Below are 16261 nucleotides of genomic sequence, written 5' to 3'. Positions count from 1 at the left end.
TAAGGAATTGCAACATGAACAACCACATTCAGACCGCCATCAGCGAACAGGGCATTGAAGCCTACCTGCACGCCCAGCAACACAAGAGCCTGCTGCGCTTCCTCACCTGCGGCAGCGTGGACGACGGCAAGAGCACCCTCATCGGCCGCCTGCTGCACGACTCCCAGCAGATCTATGAAGATCAGCTCAAAGCGCTGGAGTCCGACAGCCAGAAGCTCGGCACCACCGGCGAGAAGCTGGACCTGGCGCTGCTGGTGGACGGCCTGCAGGCAGAGCGCGAGCAGGGCATCACCATCGACGTAGCCTACCGCTACTTTTCGACGGCGAAACGCAAATTTATCATCTCGGACACCCCGGGCCATGAGCAGTACACCCGCAACATGGCCACCGGCGCCTCCACCTGCGATCTGGCCATCATCCTGATCGACGCCCGCAAAGGCGTGCTGGATCAGACCCGTCGCCACAGCTTTATCGCCAGTTTGCTGGGGATAAAACAGTTTGTGGTGGCGGTCAACAAGATGGATCTGGTGGAGTTCAGCCAGGAGGTGTTCGAGCGCATCAGTGCCGAATATCGCGAGTTCGCCAAGAAGCTCAGCGTCGACACCATCCACATCGTGCCGGTTTCGGCGCTGGACGGTGACAACGTGGTCAACCCAAGCGACAAGCTGGCCTGGTATCAGGGCGAGCCCCTGCTCTCCTTGCTGGAGAGCGCCGAAGTGGAACGCGAGCTGGAGCGCCATCCGGTGCGCCTGCCGGTGCAGTATGTGAACCGCCCCAACCTCGATTTTCGCGGCTTCGCAGGCACACTGGCCTCCGGCATCCTGCGGGTGGGCGACAAGCTGGCGGTGCTGCCGTCCGGCAAGGAGAGCACTGTGACTCGCATCGTCACCTTCGACGGGGATCTGGAGTACGCTCTGCCGGGTCAGGCCATCACGGTCACCTTCGCGGACGAGATCGACATCAGCCGGGGCGACCTGCTGGTGGACGCGGCGAAAAAGCCCCAGGTGACCCAGAACGTGCTGGCCCACATCGTCTGGATGGGGGAAGAGTCCCTGCAACCGGGCCGGGTCTATGACGTCAAGCTGGCCACCAAGAAGAGTCGCGGCCAGGTGGAGGCCATCCGCCACCGTATCGAGATCAACAAGCTGGACGAGCTGCCGGCCTCCGAGCTCAAGCTCAACGAGATCGGCCTGTGCGAATTCAGCCTGACCGACCCGGTGGCGTTCGACCCCTACCAGGAGATCCGCGATACCGGCAGCTTTATCCTGATCGACCGGCTGACCAACGTCACCGTGGGCGCGGGCATGATAGTGGAAGGGCTGGCGGCCAAGGTTGTGACTCTTGCAGGCAGAGAAGGGCAGTACAGCGAGTTCGAAGTGGATCTCAACGCCCTGGTGCGCAAGCACTTCCCCCACTGGCAGGCGCTGACCATCAGCAACGATTCCGGCAAGGAGTAAGCCCATGACCTGGCAACAATCCCTGGTGCTGGGTCTGCTGGCTGCCCTCGTCGCCCTGCTGATCCAGGGCAAACTCCGGCCGGCGCTGCTCTTCTCGGGCGCCGTGCTCATCACCTACCTGAGCGGCCTGGCGGACATCAACGCCGTGGTGGCGGGCTACACCAACAGCGCCCTGCTGACTCTGGTGCTGTTGCTGCTGGTGTCGCTCGCGGTGGAGAAGACCCGGGTCATGAGCTGGTTCGCCAACCTGGTGGGCACAGGCTCGTTCAACAAGGTGCTGGTGAAGGTGTGGTTCTCCACCGCCTTCCTGTCGGCGTTCGTCAACAACACCGCCGTGGTGGCCTCCATGCTGGGGGCGGTCAAACGCAACCCCAACCATGCGCCCTCCCGGTTGCTGTTGCCCATGTGCTTCGCGGCGACTTTTGGCGGCGTGCTGACCCTGATCGGCACCTCCACCAACCTCATCGTCAACAGCTTCCTCATCAAGATGGGGGCCAAGCCGCTCGGCATGTTCGATTTCTTTATGGTGGGGGCGGGGACCCTGCTGACCGGCCTCATCGCCGTGCTGCTGTTTGCCCGCCACCTGCCGGAGCAGGACACCGAGATGAGCCGCGAATCCGGCTACTTTCTCGAGGCCAAGGTGGGCCCCGGCTCGCCCATGGCCGGGCGCAGCGTCAAGGAGAACGGCCTGCGCAGCCTGAAAAGCCTCTATCTGGCCGAGATCATCCGTGGCAACCAGGTGATCTGCCCGGTGCAGCCGGAACACGAGCTGCACGAGGGGGACATGCTGCTGTTTTGCGGCGACGTGGAGAGCGTCGGCGTGCTGCAGGAGCTCAAGGGGCTGGATCTCTACGGCCAGCACCGCCTCAACGGCCAGCACCTGGTGGAGGTGATCGTCAGCCACAGCTCGCGCCTGGTGGGTCAGACCATCAAGGATGCGGAGTTTCGCACCCACTTCGATGCGGTGGTGCTGGCGGTGCGTCGGGGTGAAACCCAGCTCACCGGCGGTCTCGGCCAGATTGAATTGCACGCAGGGGACACCTTGCTGCTGGCCCCCGGCCCCAAGTTTGCAGGCAACAAGTCCCTCTCCCGCGAGTTCGTGGTGGTGAGCGGGCTGGAGGCCTCCACCCGGCTCGATGCCACGCGCAGCGCCGCCGTGGTGGCGGGGTTCCTTGGGGTGCTGACCCTGTCGGTGCTCGACCTGGTGCCGCTGTTCAAGGGCTTGCTGGTGATGTTGGTGGTGCTGCTCTTCTCCCGCATCCTGACCCTGGACGAGATCCGCCGCCGCTTTCCGCTGGATATCTGGCTGGTGGTGGGCGGGGCGCTGGCCATCGCCGATCAGCTGGAAAAAAGCGGGCTGGCCAAGCTCATCGCCGACTGGCTGATGGGGGAGTTCAACGGTGCCAGCCCCATCATCGCCTTTATCGGCATCTACCTGTTTACCCTGGTGCTGACCGAGCTGATGAGCAACAACGCCGCCGCCGCCCTGGCCTTCCCCATGGGTTACCAGCTGGCGCTCAGCATGGATGTCTCCACCATGCCGTTCATTCTGGCGGTGCTGTTCGGGGCCAGCTCCAGCTTTATCCTGCCCTACGGCTACCAGACCAACCTGATGGTCTATGCGGCGGGCAACTACAAGATGCCGGATTACCTTAAATTAGCCCTGCCGGTTTCCCTGGCTTACAGCCTCGGGGTGATCGTCATGGTGCCCCTGCTGTTTCCGTTTTAAGGCGGCGCAACTGGGGGCCTGGTGTCTTGCAGGGAATATACATACACGACGACCATGGCCCCGTCAGTGGCGAGTGGCCGGAGGCTGAGCTCAAGGAGCCAGACCGTTTCAGCATTGAGGCGAGCGCGCCAAGCAAGGAGTTTTGGATGAGCAATATCGTGTGGCATGCCCATGCCGTGGGCAAAGAGCGTAGGGCCGAGCAGAAGGGGCAAAAGCCCCTGGTGATCTGGTTCACCGGCCTGTCGGGGGCGGGCAAGTCCACCCTGGCGGGGGCCCTGGAGCAAGCGCTGGCCGCGCAAGGCAAGCACACCTATCTGCTGGATGGGGACAATGTGCGCCACGGCCTCTGTGGCGATCTCGGCTTCGATGACGCCGCCCGCCAAGAGAATATCCGCCGGGTCGGCGAGGTGGCAAAACTCATGGTGGATGCAGGGCTGATCGTACTCACCGCCTTTATCTCGCCGTTCCGTGCAGAACGGGAGCTGGTGCGCAATCTCGTGGGTGAAGGGGAGTTTGTCGAGGTGTTTGTCGATGCGCCCCTTAGCGTGTGCGAAGAGCGCGACCCCAAGGGGCTCTACAAGAAGGCGCGAGCCGGGGAAATTCGCAACTTCACCGGCATCGATTCCGCCTACGAGGCACCCGAGCAGCCAGAAATTCACCTGCTGAACGCCGGCAAGCCGGTAGAAGCGCTGGTGGATGAGTTGCTGACTGCTCTAAGGCGGCGGGGATTGATCGACTGATGTCGATGGTGCTTCACCGAGCATTGATAGAAGAGGGGGCCTTGGCCCCTTCTAAATTTTTTCTGCCAGCTAGCTCCTTTGTTCTCATTGGCTCCCAGTGCAACTAAGGAGCGTTGTGCCGTGCTCAAAGAAGTAGGCGAAAAGTGGGTGTTCCACATTCATTTCTATCCTGTGTACTCAGTTCAGGTGAGCTATGAACCACTGGCTGGTAGTGACCAGTGCTCTCTCTATCTTGCGGTGCTGGCTTGGAGCTATCCTCAGGAGCCAGAGACTCCGGCTTGTTATTGGTATGTGGCATGGTGAAGCGGTATGTTATTTTATGAATAACTTACCAAAAATGACTGTTGGGTCTTTATGGTTTACCAAGTTTGAGGCATGCTGTCTTTTGTTGATGAATTAGTCACGATGCTGATTATTGTAAATACAGGGAGGTCTTTAGATTATGGTAGATCAAATACCAGAGCCCAATGATGATGGTTCGTCTGGTGAGCAAGTCGCAGGAAGTGATCTTAATTTAGTTATTGTACCACAGCATCCTATTGGTTCTCCAATTGAGAAAACTCTATTGGGATTGGCCTCATCTAATTCGAAGGGAATGGGAGGGGAAGTTGTAGCGAATTTAGTTGCAGGTTCTTTTTCTCACATTACTCATGAGCTTTCACATGCGAAATCTGAATTGTCATCTGAAAGAGCTGAAACGAAACTTTTAAGGGAGAGCCTTGAGGCTGCAAGAGTAGAAATAGCTGATTTGAAAAGCAGGCTAAATTTATCTGAAAGAGGTAAGTTATATCTTTCTTTTAGTCTTGTTGCAGGTCCTACTTTTATTAGTATAGGAATAGACCAAATTCGCGAAGGGCAATCAAATTTAGGATGGTTACTTGTGCTTTCAGGTGTGTCATCATTAATAGTTGGTTGGTTTTCCTATGGTAGGGGGAAGTAAGTATGCAAGTCTCACCTATTTCTGAACTTGAAATTCGTGGTGTGTTTGATCGTGGGCATCCAAATTTAGAACGAATAGGTATCTATGTGCATACACCGCTGAATATTGGTCAGTATGGTATTATGCTTGGTATTAAGGCGAACGTGGGTTTTGCGTGCCCAATTCGGGATAATTTATTTTGGTTTGGTGATGGGATGCTTAATTCTGGGGATTGGATTTTTATTTATACTGGAGCAGGTGTTCCGCAATCTTCAATTATTCCAGGCGGAACTTCAAAACTTTACTCAACTTATTGGGGGAAGCCAACAACAGTTTTTCATACACAGGAGATTGTGCCGATGCTTTTTCGTGCAGATGCAGTGCAAGTGCCTATTGAACAACCCAGCCTGCTGACACAAGTAGCAGGGTAGTTATAATATCTTTATGCTATTGTGAATTATTTTTAACGGGAGGCTTTGGGTGGTAAGTTTTATTTTAAATAATTTATATAGAGTGATTTAACATCATCTGTGACAACATACCTGACGGTTGAACCAGAAGGCGCGTTCGCGAATGGTTTGCCATTGATAAAAACCATCTCGTCTTTTAATGCGAGTTCATCATTCACCAATGAAGGCATGCCCGCTCTTACATTTCCCTCTCCGAAGATGATGACGTGGATGAGCTGGAAGATGCATGTTCTCCAATTGACGTGGTGACAGACATATCGTCACATGCAATTATAAAAAGTAAAGAAAGCATAAGGGTGAAAATATGTTTCATAATTTATACCTGACGCTTTATTAAGGGGTGAACAACGTAGATACCTTACCTCAGCCGTTATACAACAAAACATAAATCAATCAGAACTCGGCGCGCCAAGCGTTGTGGAGCACCCTTAAATAGTTTGTTAGGTCATTGAAGTGCCCCATTAATCTCTTCTATATGAACACTCAACTTATTCAATACAATATTTATGTCTTCCATCGATATGCTGTTTCCGTCAGAGTTAATCATGCGCTCTTTATCTAAGTTCATATTTGACGAAACATAATACTTATCTTGCCACGCCTTTACTTGCATGTTTGGGTAACAACCTAGTTTTTTACTTATCTCTTTTGCTGCGTCTCTGAATTCACCTGTCACATAAGGGAATACACCTAACCAGCAGTGCTTATAGAGCTTAATCATTACCCCTTGAGGCCACGATTTAAGGCGAACATCCAAGTCGTAAGCAACAACATACTTATTACTTTCCTCGACTGTTTTGATAATTTCTATCTCATCAGAGACTTTCGAAAATGCAGCATCTGTTTTGATCCTTGATTCTATATCAAGAAAACTCTCTTCAACTTTTCTGCGCTGGCAATATTGATATGCATTCATCATTTTGGCATAAGCATCTTCATGTTTACTGAAAATCTGCCAACATAACTCGTTAACTTCGTTACTACCTGTCATGTATGCCTCTATATGGCTGATAAATTGACTAATAAAATACTTTGCTGATTCATTACCTCTAGACTTAACAAGTTCAAGTTGCTTTGCCACTTGTCCATAAGACATACAATAAACAGGAATTTCTGAGTCACGATTCAGTGTTGTTGGTTTTCGACCATTAGGAGATAGATAAACCAGAGCTAATTTATGGTTCGGATATCGAGTTAGTAGAATCTCCTGGTATCTTGCCACTTGATCTGACTGCTCTTTAGCCCAAATTTTATTTTCTATTGCAATCACTAATTTAGTGGCCGGGTACTCTATAACCAAGTCAATATTTTCTAGCTCTCGGTAAACACGTACATTTTGATCTGTTGATGATATCAGGGCAGATAATGGGAGTGGTAAACCACTTTCAAGATGTAGATTTACGATCGCTAAAGTAAAAACGTTGAGAAATGAATAGTTCAAGCCATGTGCATATGATGGATTGAGAAAAGCGGCTAAAATGTTTGAATGGACTAACTCTTTACTTCGTACCCCCATCATTTTAAACAAGTCAAAATTCTTAGAGTATGAGCTTATCTTTAAAAATTCGTCAGATAAGAATAAGTGCTCTACTGCTGCTAACTCTGTATTCAAATTGTTCATCCTAACGATGATGGTGACCTAACACCCGGTTAATTGGCTGGCAACGTGCAACCGCTAAACTCAGCGGCAACAACGACAACCACTGTGGTCAATGGAACTGGGTCCCTCTTGAGGCGTTTTTTAACTGAATTGTCCAAGATGTAATTCGAGCTGACTACGCAAACCCTGATTTTCCTGCTGAATCCAGTATTCAACAATTTTGTTTCCGCTAACTCGATACACTCCACTGCCTACTGTTGAGAGCGTTAAGCCTGTGGGTTCATAACCCAAGATGTTTCCTACATGTCGACCTTCTTGGCGCCAACGCACATACACTTTTTCACCCTGAGCTAAAAACTCTTCAACGAAAAGCTCATAATCGCCATAAGCCTCGAGAAACTCCTCTACATGTAGGCGATAATTTTCCGGGGTTCGCTCTATTGCTTCCGACGCGCCGGACACGATTTGATGGGCTATGACAACTGGAGCTAAATACTGAGCTGCCAATTCTGGGTTTTTCCCTGACCGCACGTGGTCGATAAAACCCCTTACTATTTCTTCCACTGACATTAATGCTTCCTTTATATAACACAGCCCCACCCTGATACCCATCATGAACAAGCCAACGTTAAATCAACCTATTGCCAGCCAGGCTTGGGGGACTATTTACTTTGCTTCCCTTTTATCGCGCAACCATTTCCATTGTGCAAAAACTGTTAAACAGTGGTCATGGAAAGCGCCTGCCACGCTACCGCCCCTGAATTCCAGCCTCCAGCTTGCTGCTTTTCCCTGCGGTGTGGCTCTGGTCTGGTACATGGCTGACTCCGACAAGAGAGGATCTGATGGCCATGTTACCGAACGGAGCTGGTTAGGGAAGGGGGAGTGAGTGATTTCTCGGGCAAGATCAATAAATTGAGCTGCCATGGGGGGCGGTAGAGGTATCTCAGCGTCCGTACTTTCTCAATGCTCGCTGCGTATTTGGGCGGGGGGAATGAACTGCGGGATGCCACTCTGTTGAATGAGTTGCAGAGCAGATGCCAAGGTAATGACATCAAGGCCGGGCCAGTGATGGTATGGGCATCCCGGCCCGGTCAGATCTGCGTTTCCCACCAGAGATAAATGGGCCCGCTGCCGGTGACGACAGGGGCCCTTTTTTGTGGTTAGCGCACGGTCTCGGGATCAGCGGGCCAGCACCACCTGGCCGGCGGGGCTGGGGTTGGCGGGTTGTGGAGAGGCGGGTTGCTGCTGGAACTGGCGAACCAGCCGATCCAGGTCACTCAGTTGCCGCACCAGCTGGTTGATGCCGTGGACGGCATGCTGGCTACCTTGGCTTGAGTCATCGGCCAGGGTCTTGATGCTGAGCACGTTGCGGTCGATGTCGGCGGTAACCTGGGACTGCTCCTGCACGGCCTGGGCTATCTGGCTGCTGCCGGAGGCGACCTGCTGCAACATGCTGTTGATCTGCTGCAGTATGGTGCCGGTGGCGGAGGCCTTCTGCTGGCAGCTGGCGGAGAGATCCCCCCCCTTTTCCATCGCCTGCTCGGCGTTGGCCGCGCTGGTTTGCAGCAGGTTGATCATCTTCTGGATCTCGCCGGTGGAGGACTGGGTCTTGATGGCCAGGGATCTGATCTCGTCCGCCACCACCGAGAAACCGCGGCCCGCCTCACCGGCCCGGGCTGCCTCGATGGCCGCATTGAGAGCCAGAAGGTTGGTCTGGTTGGCGATGCTGTTAATGACATCGAGGATGCCGTCGATATCCCGGCATTGGGTCGCCAGGGTGTGGATCACCGTCTTGGAGGTGGCGATCTCGCCGTGCATTCCTTCGACCGCCCCTATGGTCTCCTGCACGCTGCGGTTGCCCTCCCGGAACAGGTCAGCGGTTTCATCCAGCAGGTCGGAGGCGGCGGTGGAGCTGTGGGACACCTCGCGGATCGACTCGGCCATCTGGGTGATGGCGGTGGCGACCTGATTGGTCTCGGCCTGTTGTTGCTGCAGGTTGCTGGTGATGGATTCGGCATTGCGCAGATCGCCTTCCGCCAAGTGCAGGATCCGGCTGCAGGTCTGCTGGGTGCGCGCCAGCACGGCGTTGAACTCGGCCTGATTCATCAGCATGGCGAGCTCGATGGTGGCGATGTTGTCGACTTTGTTGGTGTAGAGCAACTGCATCAGCGGGTTGTCGAAGCGGCTGCGGGCCAGCTTGTCGAGCTTGCCGAGGCGACGGCTCAGGGCCTGGGTGATCATGGCCGCCAGCAGCAAAGGCAGCACGGCCAGGGCCAGCAGCCAGCCGGAGGCCTGCTCATAGCCCAGCGCCAGCAGCCAGCCGGAGGCCTGCTCATAGCCCAGCGCCATCATGGCCACCAGGCTCGGCAACAGGCAGAGGGTGATTGCCAGCGTGTGGGAGAAGGCCGGCAGCCTGAGCGCCAGCGGCGCCTTGTCGGCGCGCAGCCCGGCATAGATGCGCTCGGCCCGCTGCTTGATCTCCTCGCTGGGGGCGGTACGCACCGATTGGTACTCCACCACCTTGCCGCTGGCATCCTTGATCGGCGTGACGAAGGCACTGACCCAGTAGTGATCGCCGTTCTTGCAGCGATTCTTCACCGGCCCCATCCAGCTCTTGCCGGCCCGGATATGGTGCCAGAGGTCGGCGAAAGCCTGTTTGGGCATATCCGGATGGCGCACCAGGTTGTGGTGCTCCCCCTGCAGCTCCTCCAGCGTGAAGCCTGCGATCTGGCAGAACTCCTCGTTGGCGTAGGTGATGCGGCTCTCCAGATCCGTGGTGGAGATGAGGTGCTGGTGTTCGGGATAGCGACGCTCATGCTGGGTGACAGGCTGATTGACTCTCATGGTGTGCTCCGAAACCGGGTTGTGGGGAAGGAGTCATCACCAATGCAAGGGCTGCACCAGCGGGGGTGAAAATCGTCGATCATGCGGCACTCATGCGGCACGGCGGGGGGCGATGGCCGGTGGCGAGCGGATCTGAGGGTGTGGGGTTGGTGAGTCAGAGGGGGTGGATTTGCATTTCAGGAACCGTTTTGGCAACGATGGCGCCATTTCGCGAGCGGCGGCGGCAGGCGTAAAACAGCGGAGCCCTGACGGGCTCCGGAGGATCAGGGGGTTGGTTCGGCCGGGGCAGGCTCAGGCCCGGCGGGCGGGGTCAGCATCATGGTCTCGATCTGCAGCCCCTGCACCAGCACGGTTTTCAGATCCTGCAGGTACTCCTCCAGCGGCGGCTCCTGCAGCAGCTGGGCGAGCTCGTTGCCGACCGGGGTCAACCGGTAGTAGAGCAGGGTGATGTTGGCCTGCTTGCGCTGCAGGCGCCAGCGCTGATCGCCGAACTCCAGCTCCACCCCGTCGGCGGGCAGCGGGCCAGACTCCAGCTCGCCGCGGTGCAGCAGGCCGAGTTCGAACAGCTGCAGCAGGGCGTTGTAGGGGATGCGGTACTTGCCAAGCCCGAGCCGGGTGACCCGGGCGCGACTGAGCAGGCTGGCCCCCTTGTGCAGCCCCAGCAGCAGCCGCTGCTCGTCGCTGCCCACGTAGTGGCAGGAGAGGGAGCAGATGCGCTGGAACAGCTGGGCCTCGCGCTGGGTCATCTCCTTGAGGGTGGTGAGGGCACGGATGGAGAAGCGGCCCGGGGTGGCGATCTCGATGGCGAAGATGCGGCCCCACAGCTGCTGCATGGGCACCATGCTGATGTCTTCCGCCAGTTGCAGGAAGTGGGTCAGCCAGTCGCTGTCCATCTCGCCGCCGGCGGCGGTCTCCTCGCAGTGGCGGGAGGCCATCACCATGATGGATTCCAGGTTGCGCTGGCGGGCGGCCTGATCCGCCAGTTGGCGAAAAGCGGCGCGCTGCTCGAAGGTGCTGTCGCTGTTGCGGGTGAGCATGCCGTCGATGCCGCGGCTGCGGGCCAGGCGCAGGGTCTGCTCCTGGCTGCTCAGGATGGAACTCTCTTTCTTGGGCGGGGGCAGGTCAGCCATGCTGGCTCCGTGATCGCAAGGTCTAGCCTTGAATGTTACTCCAACCGGGATGGCGGGCAATCCCTCAGGCAGGGGCTGGCCGGGTTCTTGCTATCGCGGATAACAAAACGGCCCCCCCGCGGGAGGCCGTGTGTGCCTGGTCACTGCTCTTCGTAGACGCTGACCTCGACCGCCTCCAGCGAATAGGAGGCGGTGGCCATCTCGTGACTGGAGCTGACCGTGCGCATCTTGCCCTTCACCCAGATGGCGTCCCACAGGTCATCTACCGGCGCCCCCTTGGGGTAGCTCACATAGACCACCTGGTTGGTGGGCGGGGGCGGCACATGGATGCAGGCGCCGAAATAGGGCACCAGCAGGAAGGCGGTGATCTTCTTGGCATCCCCCTCCAGCGGTACCACGAAGCCCGGGATGCGCACCTCTTGGCCGTCCAGCTTCTTGTTGACCCCGCCCACCGGCTGGGGCACTGAGGCAAGATTGCCATCGTGGCTCACCTGGGGTGGGGGCAGCAGTTTTTCACCTTCCGGAATGAGCACATCCCAGTCGATGGTCTTGTAGTCGGCGGCCATGGCCGGCAGCGTCAGCAGGGCGGCCAGCAGCGCCACGATTTTCCACTTCATCATCTGTCCTTCTCGTTTCTTATGGGCGCCTGGCTAGACGCGAATGCTCATGCCATCGCTCAGGCTGTAGCGATAGGCGCGGGCGGCGGGCAACAGGCCTATCACCATGCCGGCCAGCCAGACCAGCCCCAGCAGTTGCCACTCGTGGGCGCTTGGCAGCCCCAGGCTCAATTGCAGGCCATAGTGACCGAGCAGCCAGGGGGTGGCAAGGGCTTGGCCCAGGTAGAGCACCGCCACCCCGAGCGCGATGCCGGCGGTGGTGAGGGCCATCGCCTCCAGCGCCAGCAGCAGGAACAGGTGAGAGGGGCCGGCGCCGAGGGAGCGCAAGATGGCGAGCTCACGGCGCCGCTCGTTGAGGCCGGCCAGCAGGGTGGTCAGCATGCCGATGAGGCCTGCCACCACCACGAAGCCGGCGATCACCGACAGCGCAGTTTCCGCCACGCTCATCAGGCTCCATAGCTCCTGCAGGGCGGCCCCCGGCAGGATCGCCATCAGCGGCTCGCCCCGGTAGGTATTGACGCTGCGCTGCAGCTGGAACGCCAGGATCCGGTTGCTGAGCCCCACCATGAAGGCGGTGATGGTCTTGGGGGTGAGATCCTGCGCCAGCGCCTGCTCGGCGGTCACGTTCTTGCTGTGACGGCCGGTGTCCCAGCCCAGGTGGATCGCCTCGATACCGGCCAGCGGTACATGGATGGTGCGATCGATGGGGGTGCCGGTCGGTGCCAGGATCCCCACCACCTTGAACGGCAGGTTGTCGTGCTGGCTGAACGAGGTGTTGCCGGCGCCGTGGGCGATGACGATGGACTGCCCCAGGTGATAGCCGAGCCTCTCGGCCACCTGGGCGCCGAGCACCGCCTCGAACGGCGTGTCGAATGCTCGCCCTTCACGCATGACCAGTGCCTGCTGCTGGCCATATTTGAGGTGGGTGAAGTAGTCGCCATTGGTGCCAAGCACGCGAAACCCCTTGTGGGAGTCACCAAGGGAAAGCGGGATGGTCCAGGCGATGCCGGGTTGTTGCTTGATGGCCTGATAGGCGTCCCAACCCACGTTGTTGGTGGGATTGCCGATGCGAAACACCGAATAGAGCAGCAGGTTCACCTGGCCGGAGCGGGCGCCGACGATGAGGTCCGTACCCGACACCGTATTGGCGAAGCTCTCGCGGGCCTGATTGCGCACTCGCTCCACCCCGAGCAGCAGGGTGACGCTGATGGCGACCGCCAGCAGGGTGAGCCCGGCGGTGAGGCGGCGGGCCCAGAGGCTTTGCAGGGCGAGTTTCAGCATGTTGCCCTCCTGTTCAGTTGTTGCAGGTTTTCCACCCGCGGAAAGAGCGGTTCGAGGTAGGGGTCGTGGCTGACGAAGATCAGGGTCGAGCCCTGCTTGTCGCACTCCTCGAACAACAGCTTGATGAAGGCGGCCCGGTTGTCGGTATCCAGCGCCGAGGTGGGCTCGTCGGCGATCACCAGCGGCGGTGAGCCGATGAGCGCGCGGGCGGCGGCCACCCGTTGCTGCTGGCCGATGCTGAGGGCATGGACGGGCCTGTGCAGCGCCTCCTCGGGCAGTTGTAATTCCCGCAGCAGGCGGCGCGCCTCCTCGGCCGGGCTGCCCTGCAGCCGGGCCCGCTTCTCGGGGGAGAAGGTGAGGGCGCTGGTGACGTTGTCCTGCACGGATAAAAATGGCAGCAGGTTGAACTGCTGGAAGATGTAACCCAGATTGGCCGCCCGGAAGTGGTCGCGAGCACGGCCAGAGAGCCGGGCCAGCGGCTGGCCCAGCACCTCCAGGGTGCCGTGGTTGGCGGTCTGGATCCCGGCCAGCAGGCCGAGCAGGGTCGACTTGCCCGAACCGGACGGTCCCTTGATGAACACCCGTTCCCCCTCGCCGATGGTGAGGGCGGGCAGATCGAGTACAACCTCGTGACCCGGCCAGGCAAAGGCCAGATCGCGGATCTCAACCACGGCATTTTTCATGGCGTTACCAGCTCAGTTTGTTGGCGGAGGGGGTCAGCTCGGCCGCGGTCTGGCCGCTGGGCAGTATGCCCTGCACGCTCAGCTTCTCCAGGCTCGGATAGACGCTGAACAGGGTGGCTTCCAGCCCGGTCAGCTTGGCTGGCTCCGCGCAGGTGTAGGTGTACATAGCCCCCATGTCGGCGTGACCGGCATCGTCGTGCTGGTGTTCGTCGTGCTTGCCGTCAGACTTCTGGTGGTCATGGTCATGGTCATGGTCATGGTCATGGTCATGGTCATGGTCATGGTCATGGTCATGGTCATGGTCGTGATCTTCCTTGGCGGCCTGCAGCGCCTGCTGGGTCAGCGTGCAGCCGGCGGCCGGGTCGAAGCGCAGCAGGGCATCGGGTTGCTTGAGCTGAGCCACTGCCTTGGCGTATTGCGCCTTCTCGTCATCGCTCTTGGCGGCGTGCTCGAAGCCCACCAGATCGGCGGCGGGGGCCTGCAGCTCGATCATCAGCTGGTTGCCATCAAGCACCAGATTGAGGTGGCCGTGGCCGTGCTCGTGGGCACCGTGGCCGTGACTGTCGTGTTCATCGTGGTTTGCCTGCACGCCAAATGCGGCGGCCGCCAGTAACAGGGTGACTGCTTTCATCGTTAATCCTTTGAAAAATTTATTGAAAAATGGATTTAGCCGGATAAGCGATGAAGTGGTGGCGGTGCGCGAATGCGGCACTGACCTGAGGGGGTGGCATGAGGTTTGGGCAAGGCGGCATCAAGGAGCTTGCCGATGACGAGCTGTGGCGAGGGGATGACCTGGGTTGGGGTGAGTGCCAGCTTGCCATCCAGATGCAGGGCGCAGAGGACGCAGGCGTGGTTGTGGCCGGGCAGGTCGGCTTCCAGCGGATGTTGTGCCAGCACGGGTTGCAGCCACAACCAGCCCAGCAGCAGCAACCAGATTTTCAGCTTGGTACGACCCATAGACCCCTATCAAAGGGGCGCCATCAGCGCCCCTTTTCTCTGGCTTAGAGATGGGACTGGATGAGCCCCATCACGGTAGCGATATTGTTGGCATCGAGCTGACCGTCCTTGACGAACAGCACCTTGCCCTCTTTGTCCAGCAGGATGATGGCCGAGCTTTCCGGCGCCAGATCCCAGGCGTTGCGGGCCATGCCCTTGACATCCAGCACCATGGCGGACCAGGGGAACTCTTTCTTGCTGTCTTCGGCACTGCTCTTCACGAAGCCGGAGGTGCCCCAGATGGCGTCATTGCTGTTGATGATGGTGACGGTCTGGTACTTGTCGTGGGGCAGCTTGGCCGCCTTGATCGCTTCGATCATGGGGGCGTTGAGCTCCTTGGCGCTGGAGCGACCGGCGATGTGCTGGATCAGAAAGACCTTGCCGGTCAGTACCTTGCTTTGCCAGGGCTGATAGCCGATCTCTTTCTCTTTCAGTACCAGCTCACCCTTGTCGCCGATGTTGACCAGCGGCACCTGGGCCGACTCCTTGATGTTGTGAGCCAGGGCCAGCGTTGGCAGCAGCGCCAGAGTAAGTACGAGATGTTTCATCCTGATGACACTCCTTTTGTTATGTTATAACGATTTTTGCATTGAGGGAATGGGGCCGAACTCATCCTAAACTGATCGGATCTGTTTAAAAAGTGTTAAATAAAAGCCAGCGTTGAGGCGTTCGACTGCCCGCCAGCACGGGGGCTGGCGGACAAAGGCGGCTAGGATGGCATGCAGTCGATAAAAATCAATTGCTTATAAACTGGTTTGAGGAGTCTGGCCGCGCTCTGCAGCCAGACTTGAGGAAGGGGATAGGCCTCAGTAGAGCGGTTCGCTCACCAGCGGGATCTTGGCCATGGTCATCTGCTGGGCCAGCAGGGGCGAGCCGGTCAGCAGAATGTGACGCTGATTGCCGATCACCACGGTATCTCCTTTCAAACCGCTGTCGGCGGTGATGGCCAGCCAGGCTGGCGAGACGCTGCCAATGCTGATGTTCGGATAGATGATGCTGAGCATGTATTGGGGGGCCAGCTCGGCCAAGAGGCTTGCCATCAGCAGCGCCTTCTCGTCGCTGTCCGCCTTGTTGTTCTGCAAGGCCTGCAGCGGCGGAGCGAAATGATCCATCTGCTCGGGCGGAGTGGGAATGCCGCTCAGCCACTCCTGCAGCAGGCCGACGCTGGTGGCGAGATCCTTGGCCAGGAACTGTTTCGCCAATGGCCTCAGGTCGCCCTTGAACTGGTAGAACAGCTGGGAATAGTTGGGGCGCACACAGGGCAGCTTGCGGTTGGCGGGGTGAACGCAGGGCACCACCCGCATCTGATAGAAGGCGTCGTCCTGATATTGCTGATAGGCCTGCCAGAACAGGGTCGACTCCATGCTGTCGTCGTGCAGGGTGAAGGCCTGCTCCAGATTGCGAAACTTGGTGGCGGTCTCAGGGCTGGTTTGGTTGATGAGGTTGATGCTGTTGTAGAGCCGCGGGCTGATGTAGGAGTAGAGGGTCTCCAGCGGATAGTTGAGGGAGGCATCGAGCAGGGTCATCTCGTGGCGACTGGCGGCGATGACTCGCTCGTCCGCGTTCAGTTGCAGATGCTTCTGCTGACCGTCGCTCGATTGCCACTGCCAGCTCAGGGTGACCTCGTTGGCCCCGGCCATGGACGCGAACACTAGACTCAACAACAGACCTTGTGCCAGTTTCATGATGTGCATCCTGCTCGGGGTGATAATAAACAACTAGGTGAGCTGGCCGATTTTGGATGAGTCTGGCATTTGTGATTTTGATAACAGATTGATCGGGCTTTTAATTTAAT

16 protein-coding genes are annotated in these 16261 nt (G+C 57.9%); 5 read left to right on the top strand and 11 right to left on the bottom strand.

Annotated elements, in window-relative coordinates; all coding sequences use genetic code 11:
• Positions 1–14 precede the first annotated feature (14 nt).
• The 5 genes from cysN (at position 15) to I6L33_RS00365 (ending at position 5276) form a co-directional block, all read left to right on the top strand.
• The gene (cysN, locus tag I6L33_RS00385) at positions 15–1457 is read left to right on the top strand and encodes a sulfate adenylyltransferase subunit CysN (RefSeq protein WP_216973379.1); all 1443 of its coding nucleotides are present in this window, start codon (positions 15–17) and stop codon (positions 1455–1457) included.
• 4 nt (positions 1458–1461) lie between these two features.
• Positions 1462–3186 (top strand): SLC13 family permease, encoded by a 1725-nt coding sequence (locus tag I6L33_RS00380; protein ID WP_005304715.1) that lies wholly within the window; start codon positions 1462–1464, stop codon positions 3184–3186.
• A gap of 146 nt (positions 3187–3332) precedes the next feature.
• Positions 3333–3926 (top strand): adenylyl-sulfate kinase, encoded by a 594-nt coding sequence (gene cysC, locus I6L33_RS00375; RefSeq protein WP_216973378.1) that lies wholly within the window; start codon positions 3333–3335, stop codon positions 3924–3926.
• Between the two features lie 442 nt (positions 3927–4368).
• Complete coding sequence (locus tag I6L33_RS00370; RefSeq protein ID WP_216973377.1) at positions 4369–4866, top strand: hypothetical protein; 498 nt, start codon at positions 4369–4371, stop codon at positions 4864–4866.
• Positions 4867–4868: 2 nt separating this feature from the next.
• Positions 4869–5276, top strand: a complete 408-nt coding sequence (locus I6L33_RS00365) for a hypothetical protein (RefSeq protein ID WP_216973376.1) — start codon at positions 4869–4871, stop codon at positions 5274–5276.
• A 484-nt stretch (positions 5277–5760) separates the two neighbouring features.
• Here I6L33_RS00365 and I6L33_RS00360 read toward each other — a convergent pair whose 3' ends face one another.
• From I6L33_RS00360 to I6L33_RS00310, 11 genes are all read right to left on the bottom strand, one after another.
• Positions 5761–6927, bottom strand: a complete 1167-nt coding sequence (locus tag I6L33_RS00360) for a PD-(D/E)XK nuclease family protein (RefSeq protein ID WP_216973375.1) — start codon at positions 6925–6927, stop codon at positions 5761–5763.
• 129 nt (positions 6928–7056) lie between these two features.
• Positions 7057–7485 (bottom strand): ester cyclase, encoded by a 429-nt coding sequence (locus tag I6L33_RS00355; RefSeq protein WP_216973374.1) that lies wholly within the window; start codon positions 7483–7485, stop codon positions 7057–7059.
• A gap of 609 nt (positions 7486–8094) precedes the next feature.
• Positions 8095–9759 carry a PAS domain-containing methyl-accepting chemotaxis protein gene (locus I6L33_RS00350; protein ID WP_216973373.1) on the bottom strand — a complete coding sequence of 555 codons (1665 nt, stop codon included), beginning with the start codon at positions 9757–9759 and terminating at the stop codon, positions 8095–8097.
• 263 nt (positions 9760–10022) lie between these two features.
• Complete coding sequence (locus I6L33_RS00345; RefSeq protein WP_005304693.1) at positions 10023–10889, bottom strand: TIGR03899 family protein; 867 nt, start codon at positions 10887–10889, stop codon at positions 10023–10025.
• A gap of 140 nt (positions 10890–11029) precedes the next feature.
• Positions 11030–11509, bottom strand: a complete 480-nt coding sequence (locus I6L33_RS00340; protein ID WP_010636242.1) for a DUF3299 domain-containing protein — start codon at positions 11507–11509, stop codon at positions 11030–11032.
• Between the two features lie 30 nt (positions 11510–11539).
• Positions 11540–12787: an ABC transporter permease gene (locus tag I6L33_RS00335; protein ID WP_216973372.1), complete on the bottom strand. Its 1248-nt coding sequence runs from the start codon at positions 12785–12787 to the stop codon at positions 11540–11542.
• A complete protein-coding gene (locus I6L33_RS00330; protein WP_005304683.1) occupies positions 12781–13470 on the bottom strand; it encodes an ABC transporter ATP-binding protein in 690 nt (229 codons plus the stop codon). Before I6L33_RS00330 ends, I6L33_RS00335 begins: the two co-directional genes overlap by 7 nt.
• 4 nt (positions 13471–13474) lie before the next feature.
• Positions 13475–14101: a DUF2796 domain-containing protein gene (locus I6L33_RS00325; protein ID WP_216973371.1), complete on the bottom strand. Its 627-nt coding sequence runs from the start codon at positions 14099–14101 to the stop codon at positions 13475–13477.
• A 35-nt stretch (positions 14102–14136) separates the two neighbouring features.
• A complete protein-coding gene (locus tag I6L33_RS00320) occupies positions 14137–14427 on the bottom strand; it encodes a hypothetical protein (protein ID WP_216973370.1) in 291 nt (96 codons plus the stop codon).
• A 44-nt stretch (positions 14428–14471) separates the two neighbouring features.
• The gene (locus I6L33_RS00315) at positions 14472–15014 is read right to left on the bottom strand and encodes a YtfJ family protein (RefSeq protein ID WP_216973369.1); all 543 of its coding nucleotides are present in this window, start codon (positions 15012–15014) and stop codon (positions 14472–14474) included.
• A gap of 258 nt (positions 15015–15272) precedes the next feature.
• Positions 15273–16151 (bottom strand): hypothetical protein, encoded by an 879-nt coding sequence (locus tag I6L33_RS00310; protein ID WP_005304657.1) that lies wholly within the window; start codon positions 16149–16151, stop codon positions 15273–15275.
• Between the last annotated feature and the right edge of the window lie 110 nt (positions 16152–16261).

The sequence above is a fragment of the Aeromonas sp. FDAARGOS 1403 genome (genome assembly GCF_019047325.1).
GTDB classification, from domain to species: Bacteria; Pseudomonadota; Gammaproteobacteria; order Enterobacterales; family Aeromonadaceae; genus Aeromonas; species Aeromonas dhakensis.
This window is presented reverse-complemented; position numbering and strand designations above follow the sequence as displayed.

Coding starts and splice junctions, on each gene's coding strand:
- cysN (WP_216973379.1), top strand. CDS start 15: ATGAACAACCACATTCAGACCGCCATCAGCGAACAGGGCATTGAAGCC.
- I6L33_RS00380 (WP_005304715.1), top strand. CDS start 1,462: ATGACCTGGCAACAATCCCTGGTGCTGGGTCTGCTGGCTGCCCTCGTC.
- cysC (WP_216973378.1), top strand. CDS start 3,333: ATGAGCAATATCGTGTGGCATGCCCATGCCGTGGGCAAAGAGCGTAGG.
- I6L33_RS00370 (WP_216973377.1), top strand. CDS start 4,369: ATGGTAGATCAAATACCAGAGCCCAATGATGATGGTTCGTCTGGTGAG.
- I6L33_RS00365 (WP_216973376.1), top strand. CDS start 4,869: ATGCAAGTCTCACCTATTTCTGAACTTGAAATTCGTGGTGTGTTTGAT.
- I6L33_RS00355 (WP_216973374.1), bottom strand. CDS start 7,485: ATGTCAGTGGAAGAAATAGTAAGGGGTTTTATCGACCACGTGCGGTCA.
- I6L33_RS00350 (WP_216973373.1), bottom strand. CDS start 9,759: ATGAGAGTCAATCAGCCTGTCACCCAGCATGAGCGTCGCTATCCCGAA.
- I6L33_RS00345 (WP_005304693.1), bottom strand. CDS start 10,889: ATGGCTGACCTGCCCCCGCCCAAGAAAGAGAGTTCCATCCTGAGCAGC.
- I6L33_RS00340 (WP_010636242.1), bottom strand. CDS start 11,509: ATGATGAAGTGGAAAATCGTGGCGCTGCTGGCCGCCCTGCTGACGCTG.
- I6L33_RS00335 (WP_216973372.1), bottom strand. CDS start 12,787: ATGCTGAAACTCGCCCTGCAAAGCCTCTGGGCCCGCCGCCTCACCGCC.
- I6L33_RS00330 (WP_005304683.1), bottom strand. CDS start 13,470: ATGAAAAATGCCGTGGTTGAGATCCGCGATCTGGCCTTTGCCTGGCCG.
- I6L33_RS00325 (WP_216973371.1), bottom strand. CDS start 14,101: ATGAAAGCAGTCACCCTGTTACTGGCGGCCGCCGCATTTGGCGTGCAG.
- I6L33_RS00320 (WP_216973370.1), bottom strand. CDS start 14,427: ATGGGTCGTACCAAGCTGAAAATCTGGTTGCTGCTGCTGGGCTGGTTG.
- I6L33_RS00315 (WP_216973369.1), bottom strand. CDS start 15,014: ATGAAACATCTCGTACTTACTCTGGCGCTGCTGCCAACGCTGGCCCTG.
- I6L33_RS00310 (WP_005304657.1), bottom strand. CDS start 16,151: ATGAAACTGGCACAAGGTCTGTTGTTGAGTCTAGTGTTCGCGTCCATG.